Raw genomic sequence first — 15066 nt, 5'->3', positions numbered from 1 at the left:
GACAGCGCAAATCCCACACGTTTATGATAATTCAAAGGTTCATCCAATGAACAAATAACTAGACACTTACAAATCTGGATCAGGAGACAGGCATGACGCAAGAGCGCAGCGCCACACGCACGAAACGGGCATCAAGCTGGTCGGTCTTCGCCGGGCTGACACTGGCGACGCTGACGGCGATGGTGCAGGCGGTCCCCGCGCGAGCTGCGGCGCCAATCGTGATCTGCTCGGTGGACGACCGCAGCGGTTCAGCTGCTGAGACAGGCATTCAGGGATACCAGGGTTTGCAGATGGCGCTCGACGAGGCGAACGCCGCGGGCGGCATTGGCGGACACAAGCTGCAACTCGTAGCCTACGATGGCAAGACCGACCCGCAACTCACGGCAACATTCGCTTCGCGTTGCGCCGAAGACGACAAGGGACTCGTGATCATTGGTGGTAATCCGTCGGCGCCGGCGGCGGCAATGATTCCAATTGCTACCGACGAAAAGATTCCCTATTACATTCTTTCGGCGGGCACGGATTCGCTGGTCGATCCGTCCGCGCAGTATCACTTCCGTTTCGGACCCGCCAATCGACAGGATGCGGCAGCGATTGCCGACCTGCTCGCACAGCAGGGTTTCAAGCGGCCGGCCATCATCAACAACTCGGTGCCGTTCGGTATCGACGGCGCCCGCGCCACCACGGCGGCGCTCAAGAAAAAGAACATCGCGGTGATCGCCCAGCAAACCTACGACATCAACGCGACGGACCTGTCTCCGCAGGTGACGAACCTGCACGATGCGAAACCGGATGTGGTGATCGTGTTCCCCTACGCTGCCGACGGCGCCCGCGTGCTCCGCACCATGCGCCAACTGAATATCGACGTGCCGATCATCGTGTCGCGCAGCGCGCTACTCGATACGTTGCGCAAGCTTGCCGGTCCCGCCAGCGACGGTGTGCTGATTCCAAACACAGTCGACCCGTCGCGGCCCGACGTGCAGGCGTTCTTCAAAACCTTCGACGCACGCTTCGGGCCGCATCAGCCAACGCTCTATCCGGTGATCGGTTACGACGCCGGCAAGGCCGCGCTGAAAGTCATCGCTACGCCGGCCGTACTGAAGGCGATCGACGCGGACAATCTTGCGCAGGCCCGCACCGCATTTCGCGACGAAACAGAGAAGCTGAACAGTTTCAAAGGGCTGCAGGGTGAACAGAGCGCGTCGTATCGCTTTGCCCCCAAACAGCATCACGGTTCACCCGATGAGCATTGGTACGTGTTTATCCAGGTGGCGGACAACGGCACGCGCCTGGTGAAGCCGGACCTGGGCAAGTTCAAACCTCGTTGACGTCGCACCGCAGCGTTGTCGAAAGAGGCGCGCATTGCAACCCGGCGCTCGCCTCGATGTTTCACACCAGATTCGGGTAGTTCCAACGAGGGTCTTGCTCATGGACAAAATCAGTGTCTTGTTGCTAGCCGGTCTAACCAATGGCAGCGTTTACGGTTTGATCGGTCTTTCGTTATCGCTGATCTACGGCACGAACCGCGTCATCAATTTCGCACAGGGCGATTTCGTGATGATCGGCACGATGTCGGCGATCTTCTTCATGGTGACCTGCAATCTGCCGACACCGGTCGCACTCGTCGCCGTGATCGCCGTCGTGCTGGTGTGTGCGCTGATACTCGAATTCGCCGTGTACCGGCCGCTGGTCAAGCGCGGTGCGCCGCCGCTTACGATCATGATCGGCACACTCGCCGCGGCAATTATTGCAAGCGGCGTTGCGTTGCTGATCTGGGGCGCCGATCAGCTATTCGTACCGAACATTCTGTCCATGAAGCCCATCACGCTCGGGCCGCTCGTCACCAACCAGCAGCAACTGGCGATCGTCATTGCGTTCGTCGTATTCCTGGTGGCAACGTGGTTTCTGCTGTACCGCACGAGTTTCGGCCTGTGCGTGCGGGCGACCGGTGCGCAACCACGTATCGCGCAGTTGATGGGCATCCGTTCGTCGCGAATCGTGCGGTTCGGCTTTCTCTTCAGCGCGCTCGTGAGCGGCATTGCCGGCGTTCTTATCGGGCCGCTGCTGGGCGGCCAGGCGTCCATGGGCGTCGACCTCACCGTCAAAGGATTCATGGCGGCGATTCTCGGCGGTCTGGGCAGTCCGTTCGCTGCGGCGGCGGGTGGCATTGTCATCGGCATTCTGGAGGCATTCGTGGCGGGGTATGGCAGCAGCCTTTATGCGGAGCCGATCATCTTTCTGTTAATCCTGCTCGTCCTGTTGATCCGGCCGTATGGACTCCTGGGCGATTTCGAGGCAGTCCGGCGATGAAAACAGCATCCCTTCAATCCACCTTGTGGTCGGTCAAGGCGCCATTCCTCATCCTCCTCGCCGCTGCGCTGGTGGCGCCGATGTTGCTGAGCACCGGATTCCAGTTGAGGCTGATTTCGCTGATCTGCATCTACGCGATCCTGAGCGTCGGCTTCAATCTGCTCTACGGATACGCCGGGCAGATCGCGATGGGGCATCAAGGGTTCTTCGCAATCGGCGCTTATGGCTACGCGCTGCTGCAACTGAATGCGAAGTTTTCCGCGCTGGGTGCGTTGCCCGCGAGTCTCGTGATCTGCGCGCTCGTTGCGCTGATGATCGGTGTGCCGCTTCTGCGGCTACGCACGCACTATCTGGCAATGGCGACGCTGTGCTTTGGCATTGTGATCGCGGGGGTGGCGAATCGCTGGATCGAGGTGACGGGCGGCACTGCGGGTCTGCTGATTCCCGCGCTGACGATCGGCGACATACCCGTGGACCGCTTGACGTTGTACTACGTGATCGTGGTCGTCACCGCGCTCGTGCTGCTGCTGCAGAATTTCATCGTGTCGAGTCATCTGGGGCGCTCGCTTCAGGCTATCCGTGACGATGAAAAAGCGGCCGCCGCGCTCGGCGTGAACGTCTCCGTCCAGAAGCTGCGTGTATTCGTGCTGAGCGCTGTGCTCGCGGGTCTGGCGGGTATCGGGTTCTCCGTCGTCAGCCAGCAGGTGAGCCCGAGCATGGGCGAATTTCCCGTGCTCGTGTCAATGCTGACGATCGCGGTGGTTGGCGGTCTCGGGACGCGATATGGGCCGGTGCTCGGGTCGATTGTGGTCGTCGCCGCGCCGCAGTTGCTCACGCGTTTCGGTGAATTGCAGACACTCGTGTATGGACTGTGCCTGCTGCTATTCCTGATCTTCCTGCCCAATGGACTGTCCGGCCTGCTGGGTTCGCAAAGCCGTCTGCCGCGTGGCCGTCTGTTTCGGCGGCCCGCGCCGCGCGTGCCGGCTGTCAAGAAAGGAGTTGGACAATGAGAGGACAGTCTTCCGAACAGCGCACGCCCATCGTCGGCACGCCGGAACTCATGGCGATACAGGGTTGCATGAAGCGCTTCGGCGGTTTGCTCGCCGTCGACCAGGTGTCGTTCGAAGTGCGCCAGGGTGAAGCGATTGGTTTGATCGGCCCGAACGGCGCGGGTAAGTCGACCACCTTCAACCTGATCACCGGTGTGGACACGCCCACTTCAGGCGACATCGTCTTCAAACAGCAGAACGTCACCCGTCAGCCTCTGCATAAGCGCAGCGCGATGGGCATGGCGCGCACGTTCCAGATAGTCAGGCTGTTCAGCGGACTGACCGTGCTCGAGAACGTGATGCTCGGCTTTCATCCGCAACTGGTGGATGGTTTCCTGTCTTCGCTGTTGCGCTTCCGGAGGGTGGTGGCTGACGAACGGCGTTGCGCGAAGCGCGCGATGGAACTACTCGAGTTCGTCGGCCTGGCGCAGCGCGCCCACGATCTGATTTCTCACTTGCCGCATGGACAGCAGCGTCTGGTGGAGATCGCGCGGGCGTTGGCGAGCGAGCCGGGCATTCTGCTGCTCGACGAGCCGGCCGCCGGTCTGAACGATCAGGAAACCGCTGGACTCGGCCGCATGTTGCGTCAACTGAACGACGGCGGACTAACGATTCTGATCGTCGAACACGATATCGGTTTCATCATGGGACTGTGCCATCGAATCGTGGTGCTCGATCACGGTGCGAAGATCGCCGAGGGCGACGCCGCCTCCATCCAGAGCAATCCGAAGGTGATCGAGGCGTATCTGGGAACCGGAGGCGCACATGCTAAAAATTGACGGACTGCGGGCGGGGTACAAAGGCACCGAGGCCTTGCATGGCCTCTCGCTGGAGATAAAGCAAGGGTCGATCGTGTCGGCGGTCGGTGCGAATGGCGCGGGTAAATCCACGCTGATCAATGCGATTTCGCGGCTGGTCGATGTGAACGCCGGATCGATTACATTCGACGGCGAGGACATCGTCAAGCTATCGGCGCCCCAGGTGGTCGAACTCGGTATCGTCCAGGTGCCGGAAGGACGACAGCTGTTTACCGCGCTGACGGTGACTGAGAACCTGCGCCTCGGTTTCCATCGGTTGCGGCATCGGCGCGAAGCATCGCTATACCGTGACCGCCTCGAGTATGTATACGACCTGTTTCCGAAGCTGAAAGAGCGGGCCGACCAGCGCACCATCAGCCTGAGCGGCGGCGAGCAGCAGATGGTGGCGATGGGCCGCGCGCTGATGGCGGATCCCAGACTGCTTCTGCTTGACGAGCCGTCTTTGGGCCTGGCGCCGCTGGTGGTCGAACGGCTCTTCGGGGTGTTGCAGGTGCTGCGCAAGACCGGCCTCACGATCCTGCTCGTCGAACAGCATGCGGACGAAGCGCTGGCGCTCTCCGATTACGGCTATGTGCTGTCGGTCGGCCATATCGCGGCGCAGGGCACCGGCGAATCGCTGCGCGGCCACGAAGCCATCCATCAGTCCTATCTCGGCTAGGCCAGAGGGAGTCGAGTTCATGTCGGAGACATCGTTGAGCGCTGATTTCGTTGTCGTAGGCGCAGGGCTTGCCGGACTGGTGGCCGCCAATCGGGCGACCGAATCGGGTCTTTCGGTCGTGTTGCTCGAAGCCGGGCGTGAAGAGCGCTACGCCGCGAATTCACGCTATGCCGGCGGGGTGTTTCACCTCGCGTTTCTGGACGTGTCGGCGGGGACAGAGGCGTTGCGCCGCGCAATCGTCGACGCCAGCGCGGGCCTGCGGGATCAGGCGCTTGCCACCGCACTGGCTGTCGACGGGCCACGCGTCGTCGAATGGCTGAGCCGGCATGGCGCGGAATTCGGCAGCGGTGGGGAATATGCCTTCATGGGGCACATGCTCAAGCCGTTCAGCCTGCGCGAAACCGGCTTCCAGAATCATTGGCGTGGCAAAGGCTGCGATCTGCTGCTGGCCCGGCTCGAGGCTTCGCTGGTGGCGGCGGGCGGGCGCTTCATGCGTGGCGCACGCGCCCAGCAACTGCACATGGTCGGCGATCGCTGCAAGGGAGTGTGGGTGCGCCAGACAGACGGCTCGACCCACCTGATCGAAGCGAGCGCCGTATTGCTTGCCGACGGTGGCTTCTCCGGCAATGCGGAGATGGTCAGGCAGTACATCTCGCCGCGTCCGGACCAGCTTTGCAAGCGCGGTGCGGGCACCGGCATGGGCGACGGTATTCGCATGGCGCAAGCCGCGGGCGCGCTGCTGACGGGCATGGACAAATTCTACGGCCATGTGCAGCACGCGCAGGCGCTCGAGAATGAGTCGCTGTGGCCTTATCCGGTGCTGGATATCGTGGCGTCGTCGGGCATCGTGGTGGATGGCGCAGGTCGCCGTTTCGCCGACGAAGGGCTCGGCGGCGTCGCGGTGGCCAACGCCATTGCAACATTGGACGAACCTTTGTCTTCGTTTGTGATCATCGACGACGCGATCTGGGAGGGCGCGGGCCGCGCGTTCCTGCTACCGCCAAATCCCGCGCTGGAGCGGCTCGGCGCGAGAATTTACCGAGCGCCTGATCTTGGGTATCTGGCTGCTCAACTCGGGATGGACGCGGTGGCGCTGCGCGACACGGTGCACGACTACAACGCCGCGCTCGCCGCCGGCCGCCTCGCCGGCCTGTCGCCGCCACGTACGGTCAAGCCGGCTACGCTGGCAACCGGCGCGGCGCCAATCAACGGTCCCGGTTTTCTGGCAATCCCGCTATGTGCCGGCATCACCTATACGATGGGCGGCATTGCGATCAATGCGGATGGTGCGGTACTCGACAACGAACGTCGCGCAATTACCGGCCTGTACGCGGCCGGAGCGACGACCGGCGGCATCGAAGGTGGCGTCAATTCAGGCTATGTGGGCGGACTGATGAAGGCGGCGGTGTTCGGTCTGCGATCAGCCGAAGCGGCGAAACGTGCGTTGCTGGCGGCAGCCTGAGGTTGCTGACGGACGGTTCCTGAGTATGTCGTGTCAGCTGGCGGCGCTTGCGTGCAGTGCCGCCTCGCCCACTACGCCACTTGTGCCTTCAAGCACAGCGCGCGTGGTCAGCGTTTCAATTCGCCCTGCTGGGCGAGATAGTGCTTTTGCAGCGAGCGCAGGTGCGTTTCCATTTCCGCTGCGGCCTTTTCCTCGTCCCGCGCGGCAAAGTATTTCAGCAGACGGCGGCGCGACGGCATGACCGCGCTATCAGGCGCAGGTGAGACAAGCTCGAGCATTTGCTCGTGAATTTCGATCAGCGCATCCGTAAGAATGACCAGCACCGGGTTGCGTGCGGCGCGCGCCACCAGCCGGTGAAATTCCAGATTGATACGCAGGCGTTGCTGCACATCGCCGTTTGCCACCGCAAGTTCGCTTTCACGAACATTTTCACGCAAGGCCGCGAAGTCTTCTTCCGTACCGCGCTCGCAGGCCAGCCGGGTGGCCGCCACGCCGACGATCAACCGGGCTTCGGTCAGATCCGCCGGCTGGATGGCGCCCAGGCGGAACAGGTCGGCAAAACCGGCGATCACCGCGTCGCCGTGCCCCTCGCGAACAAACGCACCGCCCGTTGCACCTTTGCGGAACTCGAGCACGCCGGCCATTTCCAGCGAGCGCAGCGCTTCGCGCACCGTGTTGCGGCTCAGGCTGAACTGTTCGGCCAGATCGCGCTCCGGCGGCAGGCGGTCGCCCGGTTGCAGCGCGCCGCTTTGCAGCTGCTCGCGAATCTGGTCGGCAACGGCCTCGAACGCGCGCCGGGTCTGCACCGGTGCATAAGCCGGTGCCGGGCGCACTCGGGCGGCGGGAGCGTCAGCCGAGCCGGCGGCGTTTTGCGATTTCGACGTCTGAGCGAGGGTTTTAGCGGTTTTCAATGATTAATCCATTCACGGTTTGCTGAAATCCTAACCTCCGGCGGCCGATTCTTCAAGTGAGCAATACCCGCGCCCAGAACGCGGGAAGCACCTGGCGATTTCCTGACTTGACATCGCCTTCAAGTTGCATGACTATATTTCAAAGGTTCATCCAATGGACCAAATTAAAAGGCGGCAAAAAAGCAATGATCGCCGGGCGTGTTCCGGCGCTTCCGGTATGGACGAGACAACCTAAGGACAGGGACGAGCGATGAGTGATGATCTGAGGGACGCAGTCAGGTACGAGGCAAAGGACGGTCGCGCATATATCACGTTCTGCCGTGACGAAAAGCGCAATGCGCTGACGTACGAGATGTTCGATCGGCTGATGGAGCACATGGAGCGGGCCGAACGCGACGACGACGTACGCGTCATCGTTTTCCGCGGCGAAGGGCGCGATTTTTCCACGGGCCACGATCTGGGCCAGGTCGGCGGCGCGGAGTACGGTTTTTCAAAGGAGCCGGGTGCACGCCGGCCGAGCCAGCGCGCGCGGCTGCACTTCGATAAGCGCCATGTCGAACAGTTCCGTCAGATCCTGTACTGCGTGAAGCCGACGTTGTCGCTCGTACAAGGTTATTGCGTGGGCGCCGGACTGTATATCGTCGAAGCCAGCGATCTGGCGATTGCCGCTGAAGACGCGAAGATCGGCCACCCCGAACAGAAAATGGGGCTGGCGGGCGCGGCCTATCTGACCAGCTGGAACATTCTCGCCATGGGGCCGAAGAAAGCACGCGAGCTCCTGCTGCTCGGCGAAGTGGTGAACGGTATCGAGGCCGAACGCATGGGGCTCGTGAACAAAGCCGTGCCTGCGGCCCAGCTTGTGGAAGCCGGTGAGGAGTGGGCGGAGCGAATCGTGCGCCTGCCGCGCGACGCAATCGCGATCGGCAAAGCCGCCAATCATCTCGCGCTGGATTCGCTGGGCATGACCTCGCAGTTCGTCCACGGCTATGTGATGCACGCGCTCGGTACCAACATCCGCTACGAAAGCGACGAACACAACTTTATGAAAGAGCGTCGCAACAAGGGCGTGACGGGCGCCGCACACGCGCGCGAAACGCGCTATGGCGAAGAAGAATCCAGCAAGTGATCGCCGCTGAAAGCCGCTGAATCGCTCACGCACCGGAATCGCGGCGGTCGTTGCCGGTGCGTCTGAAAACGAATCGTTGGGAGACAGGTACCACCATGCTTACGGATCTGAGTGGGGCGTCCGCCGTCGTGCTAGGCGGAACGAAAGGAATTGGACGCGCCAGCGTTCTGAAACTCGCGCAAAGCGGCGCGAGCGTCGTGATTCAGGGGCGCGACGAAGCGGCGGCGGCATCGCTGATCGACGAGTGCCGAGGGTTCGACGGCGAGCGGGTGTTCGTCAATAGTGACCTGCTGACCTATGAGGGTATCGAGCAGGCCGTCGCGGCGGCTGCAAAGCGCTTCGGCAAGGTCGACATCGTCGTGGCGAGCGGCGGTCCGCGTGAGCCGAAGCCGAAACTCTTTGTCGACATGGCGCCGGATGAAGGGATTGCCTGTCTGACGAGCCGTCTGATGCCACGCCTGAACGCGGTGCATGCAGCGACCAAATTCATGCGCGAGCAGCAATATGGAAAGATCGTTCTGATTACCACAGACGCCGCGCGCATTCCGACGCCGAGCGAATCGATGATCGGCGCGGCCGGCGCTTCGATCATGTTTTTGACTCGCGCACTCGGTGCGGAATTGGCTCACCTGGGTATCCGGATCAATTCGGTGGCGACCACGCTCACTACCGGCACACCGGCACACGATCGCTTTCTCGCCGCGAAAGAAGCAGGCTCGCAGGAGGTGATCGTCAAGGCTTTTACCAAAGCCGAGCAGCGAGTCAAGTTCAAGCTGAATTCGGCGGAGGACCTCGCGGAATACATCCTCTATCTGTCCAGCAAAGAGTCCGATCAGGTGTCGGGTTCCACCTTGAGCATCAACGGCGGCCTGTCGTTCCCAAGCTATTGATAGCGTGATCCAACAGTACCGATAGAGGAATGATGATGCGGCTAAGTGAAGAGTTGGTTTCGATTCAGGATTCAGTCCGCAAGATGGTCCAGAAGCATATCGTGCCGCTGGTGGCGGGTATGGAAGCGGAGGATCGTTTTCCGGCTGAACTGGTGCCGGTGATGGGCGATATGGGGCTGCTGCAATTGTGGTTGCCGGAGGAATACGGCGGCCCGGGCGGGAACCTCAAGACTGTGTGCGTCGTGAAAGAAGAGATCGCCAAGGTCTCGCTCGCGGCAGCCACGCTGTGCGGCAATAACTCGATTTCTTTTGTGCTGCCGCTGCTGCATTTCGGCACGGAAGAGCAGAAGAAGCGCTGGTTGCCACTGGCAGCCGAAGGGCGCCTGGTTTCCGCAATCGCGGTGACCGAACCGCAGGCAGGCTCCGACGTGTCGTCGATTCGCACGCGTGCCCGAAAAGACGGCGACTCCTATGTGATCAACGGTCAGAAGAACTGGATCACGTGGGGCGGTCATGCGCATTACGTGTTGCTGTTCGCGCGTACGTCGGACGCGAGCGGCTCCGACGGCATCAGCGCGTTTCTGGTCGATACGAAGACGGCGGGGTTCCGGCTCGGTCGTAAGGAACACAAGATGGGGCGGCACGGCGCGCCTAATCACGAACTGTTCTTCGACGATATGCGCGTCGGCGCCGATTGCATGATTGGAGCGGAAGGCGAGGGGTTCAAGGCGTGCATGAAAGTGCTGGACCTGAACCGGCCGACGATAGCGGCGACCTCGCTTGGACTGGCGCAGGGTGCGCTCGATGTTTCGGTGGCGTACGCGAAGGAGCGCAAGCAGTTCGGCCGCGCGATCGCCGAATTTCAGGGCATGCAGTTCAAGCTCGCCGATATGGCGATCAAGGTCGAGGCCGCGCGCAATCTGCTCTACAACTGCTGCGATGAGATCGATTCAGGCGACCACTCGCGGCTGAATATGCTCGCGTCGATGACCAAGTGCTTCGTCACCGACATCGCGATGGAAGTAACGACCGAGGCTGTGCAAGTCCTGGGCAGTTACGGTTACTCGAAAGAATTTCCCGTCGAACGGATGATGCGCGACGCGAAACTGAACCAGATTATCGAAGGCACGAATGAGATTCACCGGCTGATCGTTGCGCGCCGTTTGCTCAGTGCATGAGAACGCCGGATGAAATCAGGATCGGGACGGAGAGGGAACACATGAAGGTGATGGTCGCCGTAAAGCGGGTGCTCGACTACAACATCAAGCCGCGTGTCAAAAGTGATGGCAGCGGATTCGATCTGGCCAACGTGAAGATGTCGATGAATCCGTTCGATGAAATCGCGGTGGAGGAAGCCGTGCGTCTGCGCGAAGCGGGCGTGGCGACCGAAGTGATCGCCGTGTCGGCAGGCGTGACGCAGGCGCAGGAAACGCTGCGCACGGCGCTCGCGATCGGTGCGGACCGCGCGATCCTGATCGAGTCGGGCGAAGACCTGCAGCCGCTGGCGGTCGCCAAGCTGCTCAAGGCACTGGTCGACAAGGAACAGCCTTCGCTGATCATTCTCGGCAAACAGGCCATCGACGACGATTCGAATCAGACCGGCCAGATGCTGGCTGCACTGGCGAACCTGTCGCAGGCAACGTTCGCATCGAAGGTTGTCGTGGCGGACGGTAAAGCAACCGTGTCGCGCGAAGTGGACGGCGGCGCCGAAACGCTGTCGCTGAGTCTGCCCGCCGTGATCACGACCGACCTGCGTCTGAACGAGCCGCGCTACGTGACGCTGCCGAACATCATGAAGGCGAAGAAGAAGCCGCTGGAAGTCGTCAAGCCGGAAGACCTCGGTGTCGATGTGACGCCGCGCCTGAAGACGCTGAAAGTCGTCGAGCCGCCGAAGCGCTCCGCCGGTGTGAAGGTGGCGGATGTGAGGACGCTGGTCGAGAAGCTGAAGACCGAAGCCAAGGTGCTGTGAGGAGACGGACGAAATGACGAATCTGGTGAATCTTGTAATAGCAGAACACGACAACGCATCGATCAAGGCCGCGACGCTGAACACGATTGCCGCCGCGCAGAAGATCGGTGGCGATATTCATGTGCTGGTGGCAGGTCACAACGCGCAAGCTGCGGCGGATGCGGCAGCGAAGATTGCAGGTGTTTCGAAGGTCCTGCTCGCCGACGCGCCGCAACTCGAGGCAGGTCTCGCAGAAAACGTCGAAGCAACGGTGCTGAATATCGCGAAGGACTATTCGCACATCCTCACGCCGGCAACCGCCTACGGTAAGAACATCGCGCCGCGTATCGCCGCGAAGCTGGACGTCGCGCAGATCAGCGACATCACCGCAGTGGACAGCGCAGATACGTTCGAGCGTCCGATCTACGCGGGTAACGCAATCGCTACCGTTCAATCTCAAGATCCGATCAAGGTCATCACGGTCCGTACGACCGGTTTCGACGCCGTCGCAGCCGAAGGCGGCGGCGCTTCGGTCGAGAAGATCGAAGCCGCAGCCGACAGCGGCCTGTCGCAGTTCGTGAACCGTGAAGTGACGAAGCTGGACCGTCCGGAACTGACCTCGGCGAAGATCATCGTCTCGGGTGGCCGCGGTCTGGGCAATGGCGAAAACTACACCAAAGTTCTCGAACCGCTGGCCGACAAGCTGAACGCAGCGCTGGGCGCCTCGCGCGCAGCGGTCGATGCGGGCTTCGTGCCGAACGACTATCAGGTCGGCCAGACCGGCAAGATCGTGGCGCCGCAACTGTACGTGGCCGTCGGCATCTCCGGTGCGATCCAGCACTTGGCGGGTATGAAGGACTCGAAGGTGATCGTCGCGATCAACAAGGACGAAGAAGCGCCGATTTTCAGCGTCGCTGACTACGGTCTGATTGGCGATCTGTTCACGGTCGTGCCGGCCCTGGTCAGTACGCTGGAATAGCGATCGTTTCATAACCGCCACGCCCTACTGACACAACTACACCGGAGTTGCCATGAGCGAGACAGTCATGTCGGACACCGCACAACGCCAGGCGCTCGTCGACGAGCTGGATAGCCATAACTGCCGGATTGCCCAGCCTACCGACGGCCCGCTCTTCACGCGCGAGCCGCAATCGACGATGCAGGCAGCCCACTGGAAAGCCACCGACCTCGCGCGCCTGCTCGAAAAGATCGGCGCGAGCATCAAGCTGGAAGCCGGCGGTCAGCGCCGGACCCTGCGCCTCGCCAATCGCGGCTTGCCGTTTGGCACCACGCCGACGATCTGGGCCTCGATCCAGTACATCCTGCCGGGCGAGATCGCCACGGCCCATCGTCATACGGCAAGCGCGCTACGTTTCATCATGCAAGGGCGAGGCGCCGACACGATCGTCGATGGCGAGCGCTACGAGATGAACGAAGGTGATCTGGTGCTCACCCCGGCCTGGGCCTGGCACGATCACGAGCACAAGGGCGACAAGCCGATGATCTGGCTCGATGTGCTCGACATTTCGCTGGTGCGTTCGATGCACGCGACCTTCTTCGAAGGCTCCGCGGCGCCGCGCCAGCCCGTGCTGGAGATTCCCGATCATTCGTATCGCCGCTACGGCAGCGCGATCATGCGCCCGCTCAACGATACGAACGTACCGGCACTCAATCCACTGCTCGTCTATCCGGCCGCACGCGCGCAGGAAGCGCTGCGCCTCGCCGGCGACTTGCCGCCCGACCCGTTCGACGACACGGCACTCGAATACGTCAATCCGCTCACAGGCGGTTCGGCGCTGCCGACCATTGGCACGGTGTTGCAATCGTTGCGACCGGGCATGCATACGAAGGCGCATCGCCATACCGGCAGCGTCGTCTATTACGTCATGCGCGGCAAAGGCGCCACTATCGTGAACGGCACGACGTTCGAGTGGGGCGCGGGAGACTTCATGGCCATTCCGCCGTGGGCGGTGCACGAGCATATTAACCGCTCCGGCGCGACGCCCGCGATGCTGTTTCAGGTCAACGATATTCCGGCGCTGCGCAAGCTCGGCCTATACCGCGAAGAGGCCGTTGATCTGGCGCCGGCATGACGGAACTGGGAAAGTCGATAAACACTGGGAGACTGTAGATGCAAACACCCGTATTGATTGTGGGCGCTGGCCCGATCGGACTGGCACTCGCCGGCGACCTGGGTTTTCGCGGCGTGCCGTGCACGCTGATCGAACGCAGCGATGGTCAGGTGATTCAGCCCAAAATGGACATGGTCGGCGTTCGCACCATGGAATATTGCCGGCGCTGGGGCATCGTGCCGTGGGTGCACGACGCAGGCTATAACCGCGCCTATCCGCAGGATTGCGCATGGGTGACGGGACTGAGCGGCTACGAATTCGGCCGGGAAGTGTTCCCGAGTCCGCAGGACGAAAAGTGCCCGCCGCAGAGTCCGCAGAAGCGTGAACGCTGTCCGCAGAATTTCTTCGACCCGGTCCTGCGCCGCTTCGCGCAACAGCAGAAGGGCGTCGATATTCGTTACAACACGGAACTGCTGGGATTCAGCGAGAACGCGGACGGAGTCGTCGCCAGGGTGCGGGACGTGAATACCGGCGAAGAGTCGGTCATCGAGGCAAGCTACCTGGTCGGCTCGGACGGTGGCGCAAGTGTTGTGCGCCAGGCGCTCGGCATCGGCATGACCGGCGAGCCGACGCTGACGTACACCACCAACGTAGTGTTCCGCAGCGACAACCTCGAAGCGCTGCATGACAAGAAACCCGCATACCGCTACATCTTCATCGGCCCCGAGGGAACATGGGCGACGCTCGTGGCCATTAATGGCCGGGACCAATGGCGTTTCTCGCTGGTCGGCGACGAAACCCGGCTCACGCTGACCGAAGAGCAGATGCGTGCCGCGATCATTCGCGCGGTGGGCCGCGAGTTCGACTTCGAGATTCTGTCGATGCTGCCCTGGGTGCGCCGGCAACTGGTGGCGGACAGCTACGGGACGAAGCGCGTGTTTGTCGCGGGCGATGCAGCGCATCTGACTTCCCCCACCGGTGGGTTCGGCATGAACACGGGCATTCAGGACGCGGTCAATCTGTCGTGGAAGCTCGCCGCGACGTTGCAGGGCTGGGGCGGCGAGCATCTGCTCGCAACCTATGAGACGGAACAGCGACCCGTCGCGATCCGCAACGTTGCCGAGGCTACGGGTAATCTCAAACGGATGCTGTCACCGCGAGTGCTATCGCCTTCGAAGGAAATTTTCGAGGACGGTCCCGGCTCCGAAGCCGCACGCATTGAGTTCGGCAATCAGTACACCGAGTTGATGAAGCGGGAGTGGTTCTCGATCGGCATTCACCTCGGTTACATGTACGAAGGCTCGCCAATCATCGTCCCCGACGGCACGCCACAACCGGCCGACGAAGTCTCGATATACGTGCAGACCGCACGTCCTGGCTCTCGCGCGCCACATATCTGGCTGGCGGAAGGCAAGTCGACGCTCGACTTCTTCGGCAAGGAGTTTGTGCTGTTGTGCTTCTCGCCCGCGGCGACGGAGAGCGAGGTACTGCGCGAGGCCGCGGCCCTGCGTCACGTGCCGTTCAAGTCGCTCGACATCGATAACGAAGAAGCGCGCCGGCTGTACGAACGGCGTCTGGTGCTCGTACGACCGGACGGACAGGTCGCGTGGCGTGGCGACGAATTGCCGGTTGACCCGCTCGCGCTGATCGATACGGTGCGTGGCTCGGTCTGTACGAAGATGGACACGATGCCGTTAGCGCAGCAGAGCGCGGTTTGAACAGAAGGCGTGGGCGGGTTTCCGATCCGCGCACGCCTGATTTTTCGCGCCGATCGTATGCATCGAACCGATGCGGGAGCGCGGTTAGGGACGGCTGGAATGGA

At 61.9% G+C, this 15066-nt stretch carries 14 protein-coding genes; 13 read left to right on the top strand and 1 reads right to left on the bottom strand.

The window, feature by feature from the left end; genetic code table 11:
• The first annotated feature begins 92 nt into the window (after positions 1-92).
• From ACOSV0_RS12300 to ACOSV0_RS12275, 6 genes are all read left to right on the top strand, one after another.
• Positions 93-1328: an ABC transporter substrate-binding protein gene (locus ACOSV0_RS12300; RefSeq protein WP_434106458.1), complete on the top strand. Its 1236-nt coding sequence runs from the start codon at positions 93-95 to the stop codon at positions 1326-1328.
• Between the two features lie 100 nt (positions 1329-1428).
• A complete protein-coding gene (locus ACOSV0_RS12295) occupies positions 1429-2310 on the top strand; it encodes a branched-chain amino acid ABC transporter permease (protein WP_434106457.1) in 882 nt (293 codons plus the stop codon).
• Complete coding sequence (locus tag ACOSV0_RS12290) at positions 2307-3320, top strand: branched-chain amino acid ABC transporter permease (RefSeq protein ID WP_434106456.1); 1014 nt, start codon at positions 2307-2309, stop codon at positions 3318-3320. Before ACOSV0_RS12295 ends, ACOSV0_RS12290 begins: the two co-directional genes overlap by 4 nt.
• Positions 3317-4138: an ABC transporter ATP-binding protein gene (locus ACOSV0_RS12285; protein ID WP_434106455.1), complete on the top strand. Its 822-nt coding sequence runs from the start codon at positions 3317-3319 to the stop codon at positions 4136-4138. The genes ACOSV0_RS12290 and ACOSV0_RS12285 overlap by 4 nt, the downstream gene beginning before the upstream one ends.
• Positions 4125-4835, top strand: coding sequence for an ABC transporter ATP-binding protein (locus ACOSV0_RS12280; RefSeq protein ID WP_434106454.1), 711 nt, complete (start codon positions 4125-4127; stop codon positions 4833-4835). The genes ACOSV0_RS12285 and ACOSV0_RS12280 overlap by 14 nt, the downstream gene beginning before the upstream one ends.
• Positions 4836-4869: 34 nt before the next feature.
• Positions 4870-6297: an FAD-dependent oxidoreductase gene (locus tag ACOSV0_RS12275; RefSeq protein WP_434106453.1), complete on the top strand. Its 1428-nt coding sequence runs from the start codon at positions 4870-4872 to the stop codon at positions 6295-6297.
• Positions 6298-6404: 107 nt separating this feature from the next.
• Here ACOSV0_RS12275 and ACOSV0_RS12270 read toward each other — a convergent pair whose 3' ends face one another.
• Positions 6405-7208 carry a FadR/GntR family transcriptional regulator gene (locus tag ACOSV0_RS12270; RefSeq protein ID WP_434106452.1) on the bottom strand — a complete coding sequence of 268 codons (804 nt, stop codon included), beginning with the start codon at positions 7206-7208 and terminating at the stop codon, positions 6405-6407.
• 250 nt (positions 7209-7458) lie between these two features.
• Here ACOSV0_RS12270 and ACOSV0_RS12265 point away from each other — a divergent pair, with 250 nt between their 5' ends.
• From ACOSV0_RS12265 to ACOSV0_RS12235, 7 genes are all read left to right on the top strand, one after another.
• On the top strand, positions 7459-8334 hold the full coding sequence (locus ACOSV0_RS12265; protein ID WP_434106451.1) for an enoyl-CoA hydratase/isomerase family protein: 876 nt from the start codon (positions 7459-7461) through the stop codon (positions 8332-8334).
• A gap of 95 nt (positions 8335-8429) precedes the next feature.
• Positions 8430-9224, top strand: coding sequence for an SDR family NAD(P)-dependent oxidoreductase (locus ACOSV0_RS12260; RefSeq protein WP_434106450.1), 795 nt, complete (start codon positions 8430-8432; stop codon positions 9222-9224).
• An 83-nt stretch (positions 9225-9307) separates the two neighbouring features.
• Positions 9308-10402, top strand: a complete 1095-nt coding sequence (locus ACOSV0_RS12255) for an acyl-CoA dehydrogenase family protein (protein WP_434106449.1) — start codon at positions 9308-9310, stop codon at positions 10400-10402.
• 41 nt (positions 10403-10443) lie between these two features.
• A complete protein-coding gene (locus tag ACOSV0_RS12250; RefSeq protein WP_434106448.1) occupies positions 10444-11193 on the top strand; it encodes an electron transfer flavoprotein subunit beta/FixA family protein in 750 nt (249 codons plus the stop codon).
• A 22-nt stretch (positions 11194-11215) separates the two neighbouring features.
• The gene (locus ACOSV0_RS12245; RefSeq protein WP_434110256.1) at positions 11216-12151 is read left to right on the top strand and encodes an electron transfer flavoprotein subunit alpha/FixB family protein; all 936 of its coding nucleotides are present in this window, start codon (positions 11216-11218) and stop codon (positions 12149-12151) included.
• Between the two features lie 52 nt (positions 12152-12203).
• Positions 12204-13265 (top strand): cupin domain-containing protein, encoded by a 1062-nt coding sequence (locus tag ACOSV0_RS12240; protein ID WP_434106447.1) that lies wholly within the window; start codon positions 12204-12206, stop codon positions 13263-13265.
• A gap of 38 nt (positions 13266-13303) precedes the next feature.
• Positions 13304-14962, top strand: a complete 1659-nt coding sequence (locus tag ACOSV0_RS12235) for an FAD-dependent oxidoreductase (RefSeq protein ID WP_434106446.1) — start codon at positions 13304-13306, stop codon at positions 14960-14962.
• Positions 14963-15066: the final 104 nt, after the last annotated feature.

Origin of the sequence: Paraburkholderia caffeinilytica (genome assembly GCF_051027425.1) — a bacterium.
GTDB lineage: Bacteria > Pseudomonadota > Gammaproteobacteria > Burkholderiales > Burkholderiaceae > Paraburkholderia > Paraburkholderia caffeinilytica_A.
Note: the sequence above shows the minus strand (reverse complement) of the source record. Positions and strands in the feature narration are given on the sequence as shown.

Bases quoted from the DNA above. Each gene is read 5' to 3' on its own strand.
- ACOSV0_RS12300 (WP_434106458.1), top strand. From the start codon at position 93: ATGACGCAAGAGCGCAGCGCCACACGCACGAAACGGGCATCAAGCTGG.
- ACOSV0_RS12295 (WP_434106457.1), top strand. From the start codon at position 1,429: ATGGACAAAATCAGTGTCTTGTTGCTAGCCGGTCTAACCAATGGCAGC.
- ACOSV0_RS12290 (WP_434106456.1), top strand. From the start codon at position 2,307: ATGAAAACAGCATCCCTTCAATCCACCTTGTGGTCGGTCAAGGCGCCA.
- ACOSV0_RS12285 (WP_434106455.1), top strand. From the start codon at position 3,317: ATGAGAGGACAGTCTTCCGAACAGCGCACGCCCATCGTCGGCACGCCG.
- ACOSV0_RS12280 (WP_434106454.1), top strand. From the start codon at position 4,125: ATGCTAAAAATTGACGGACTGCGGGCGGGGTACAAAGGCACCGAGGCC.
- ACOSV0_RS12265 (WP_434106451.1), top strand. From the start codon at position 7,459: ATGAGTGATGATCTGAGGGACGCAGTCAGGTACGAGGCAAAGGACGGT.
- ACOSV0_RS12260 (WP_434106450.1), top strand. From the start codon at position 8,430: ATGCTTACGGATCTGAGTGGGGCGTCCGCCGTCGTGCTAGGCGGAACG.
- ACOSV0_RS12255 (WP_434106449.1), top strand. From the start codon at position 9,308: ATGGTCCAGAAGCATATCGTGCCGCTGGTGGCGGGTATGGAAGCGGAG.
- ACOSV0_RS12250 (WP_434106448.1), top strand. From the start codon at position 10,444: ATGAAGGTGATGGTCGCCGTAAAGCGGGTGCTCGACTACAACATCAAG.
- ACOSV0_RS12240 (WP_434106447.1), top strand. From the start codon at position 12,204: ATGAGCGAGACAGTCATGTCGGACACCGCACAACGCCAGGCGCTCGTC.
- ACOSV0_RS12235 (WP_434106446.1), top strand. From the start codon at position 13,304: ATGCAAACACCCGTATTGATTGTGGGCGCTGGCCCGATCGGACTGGCA.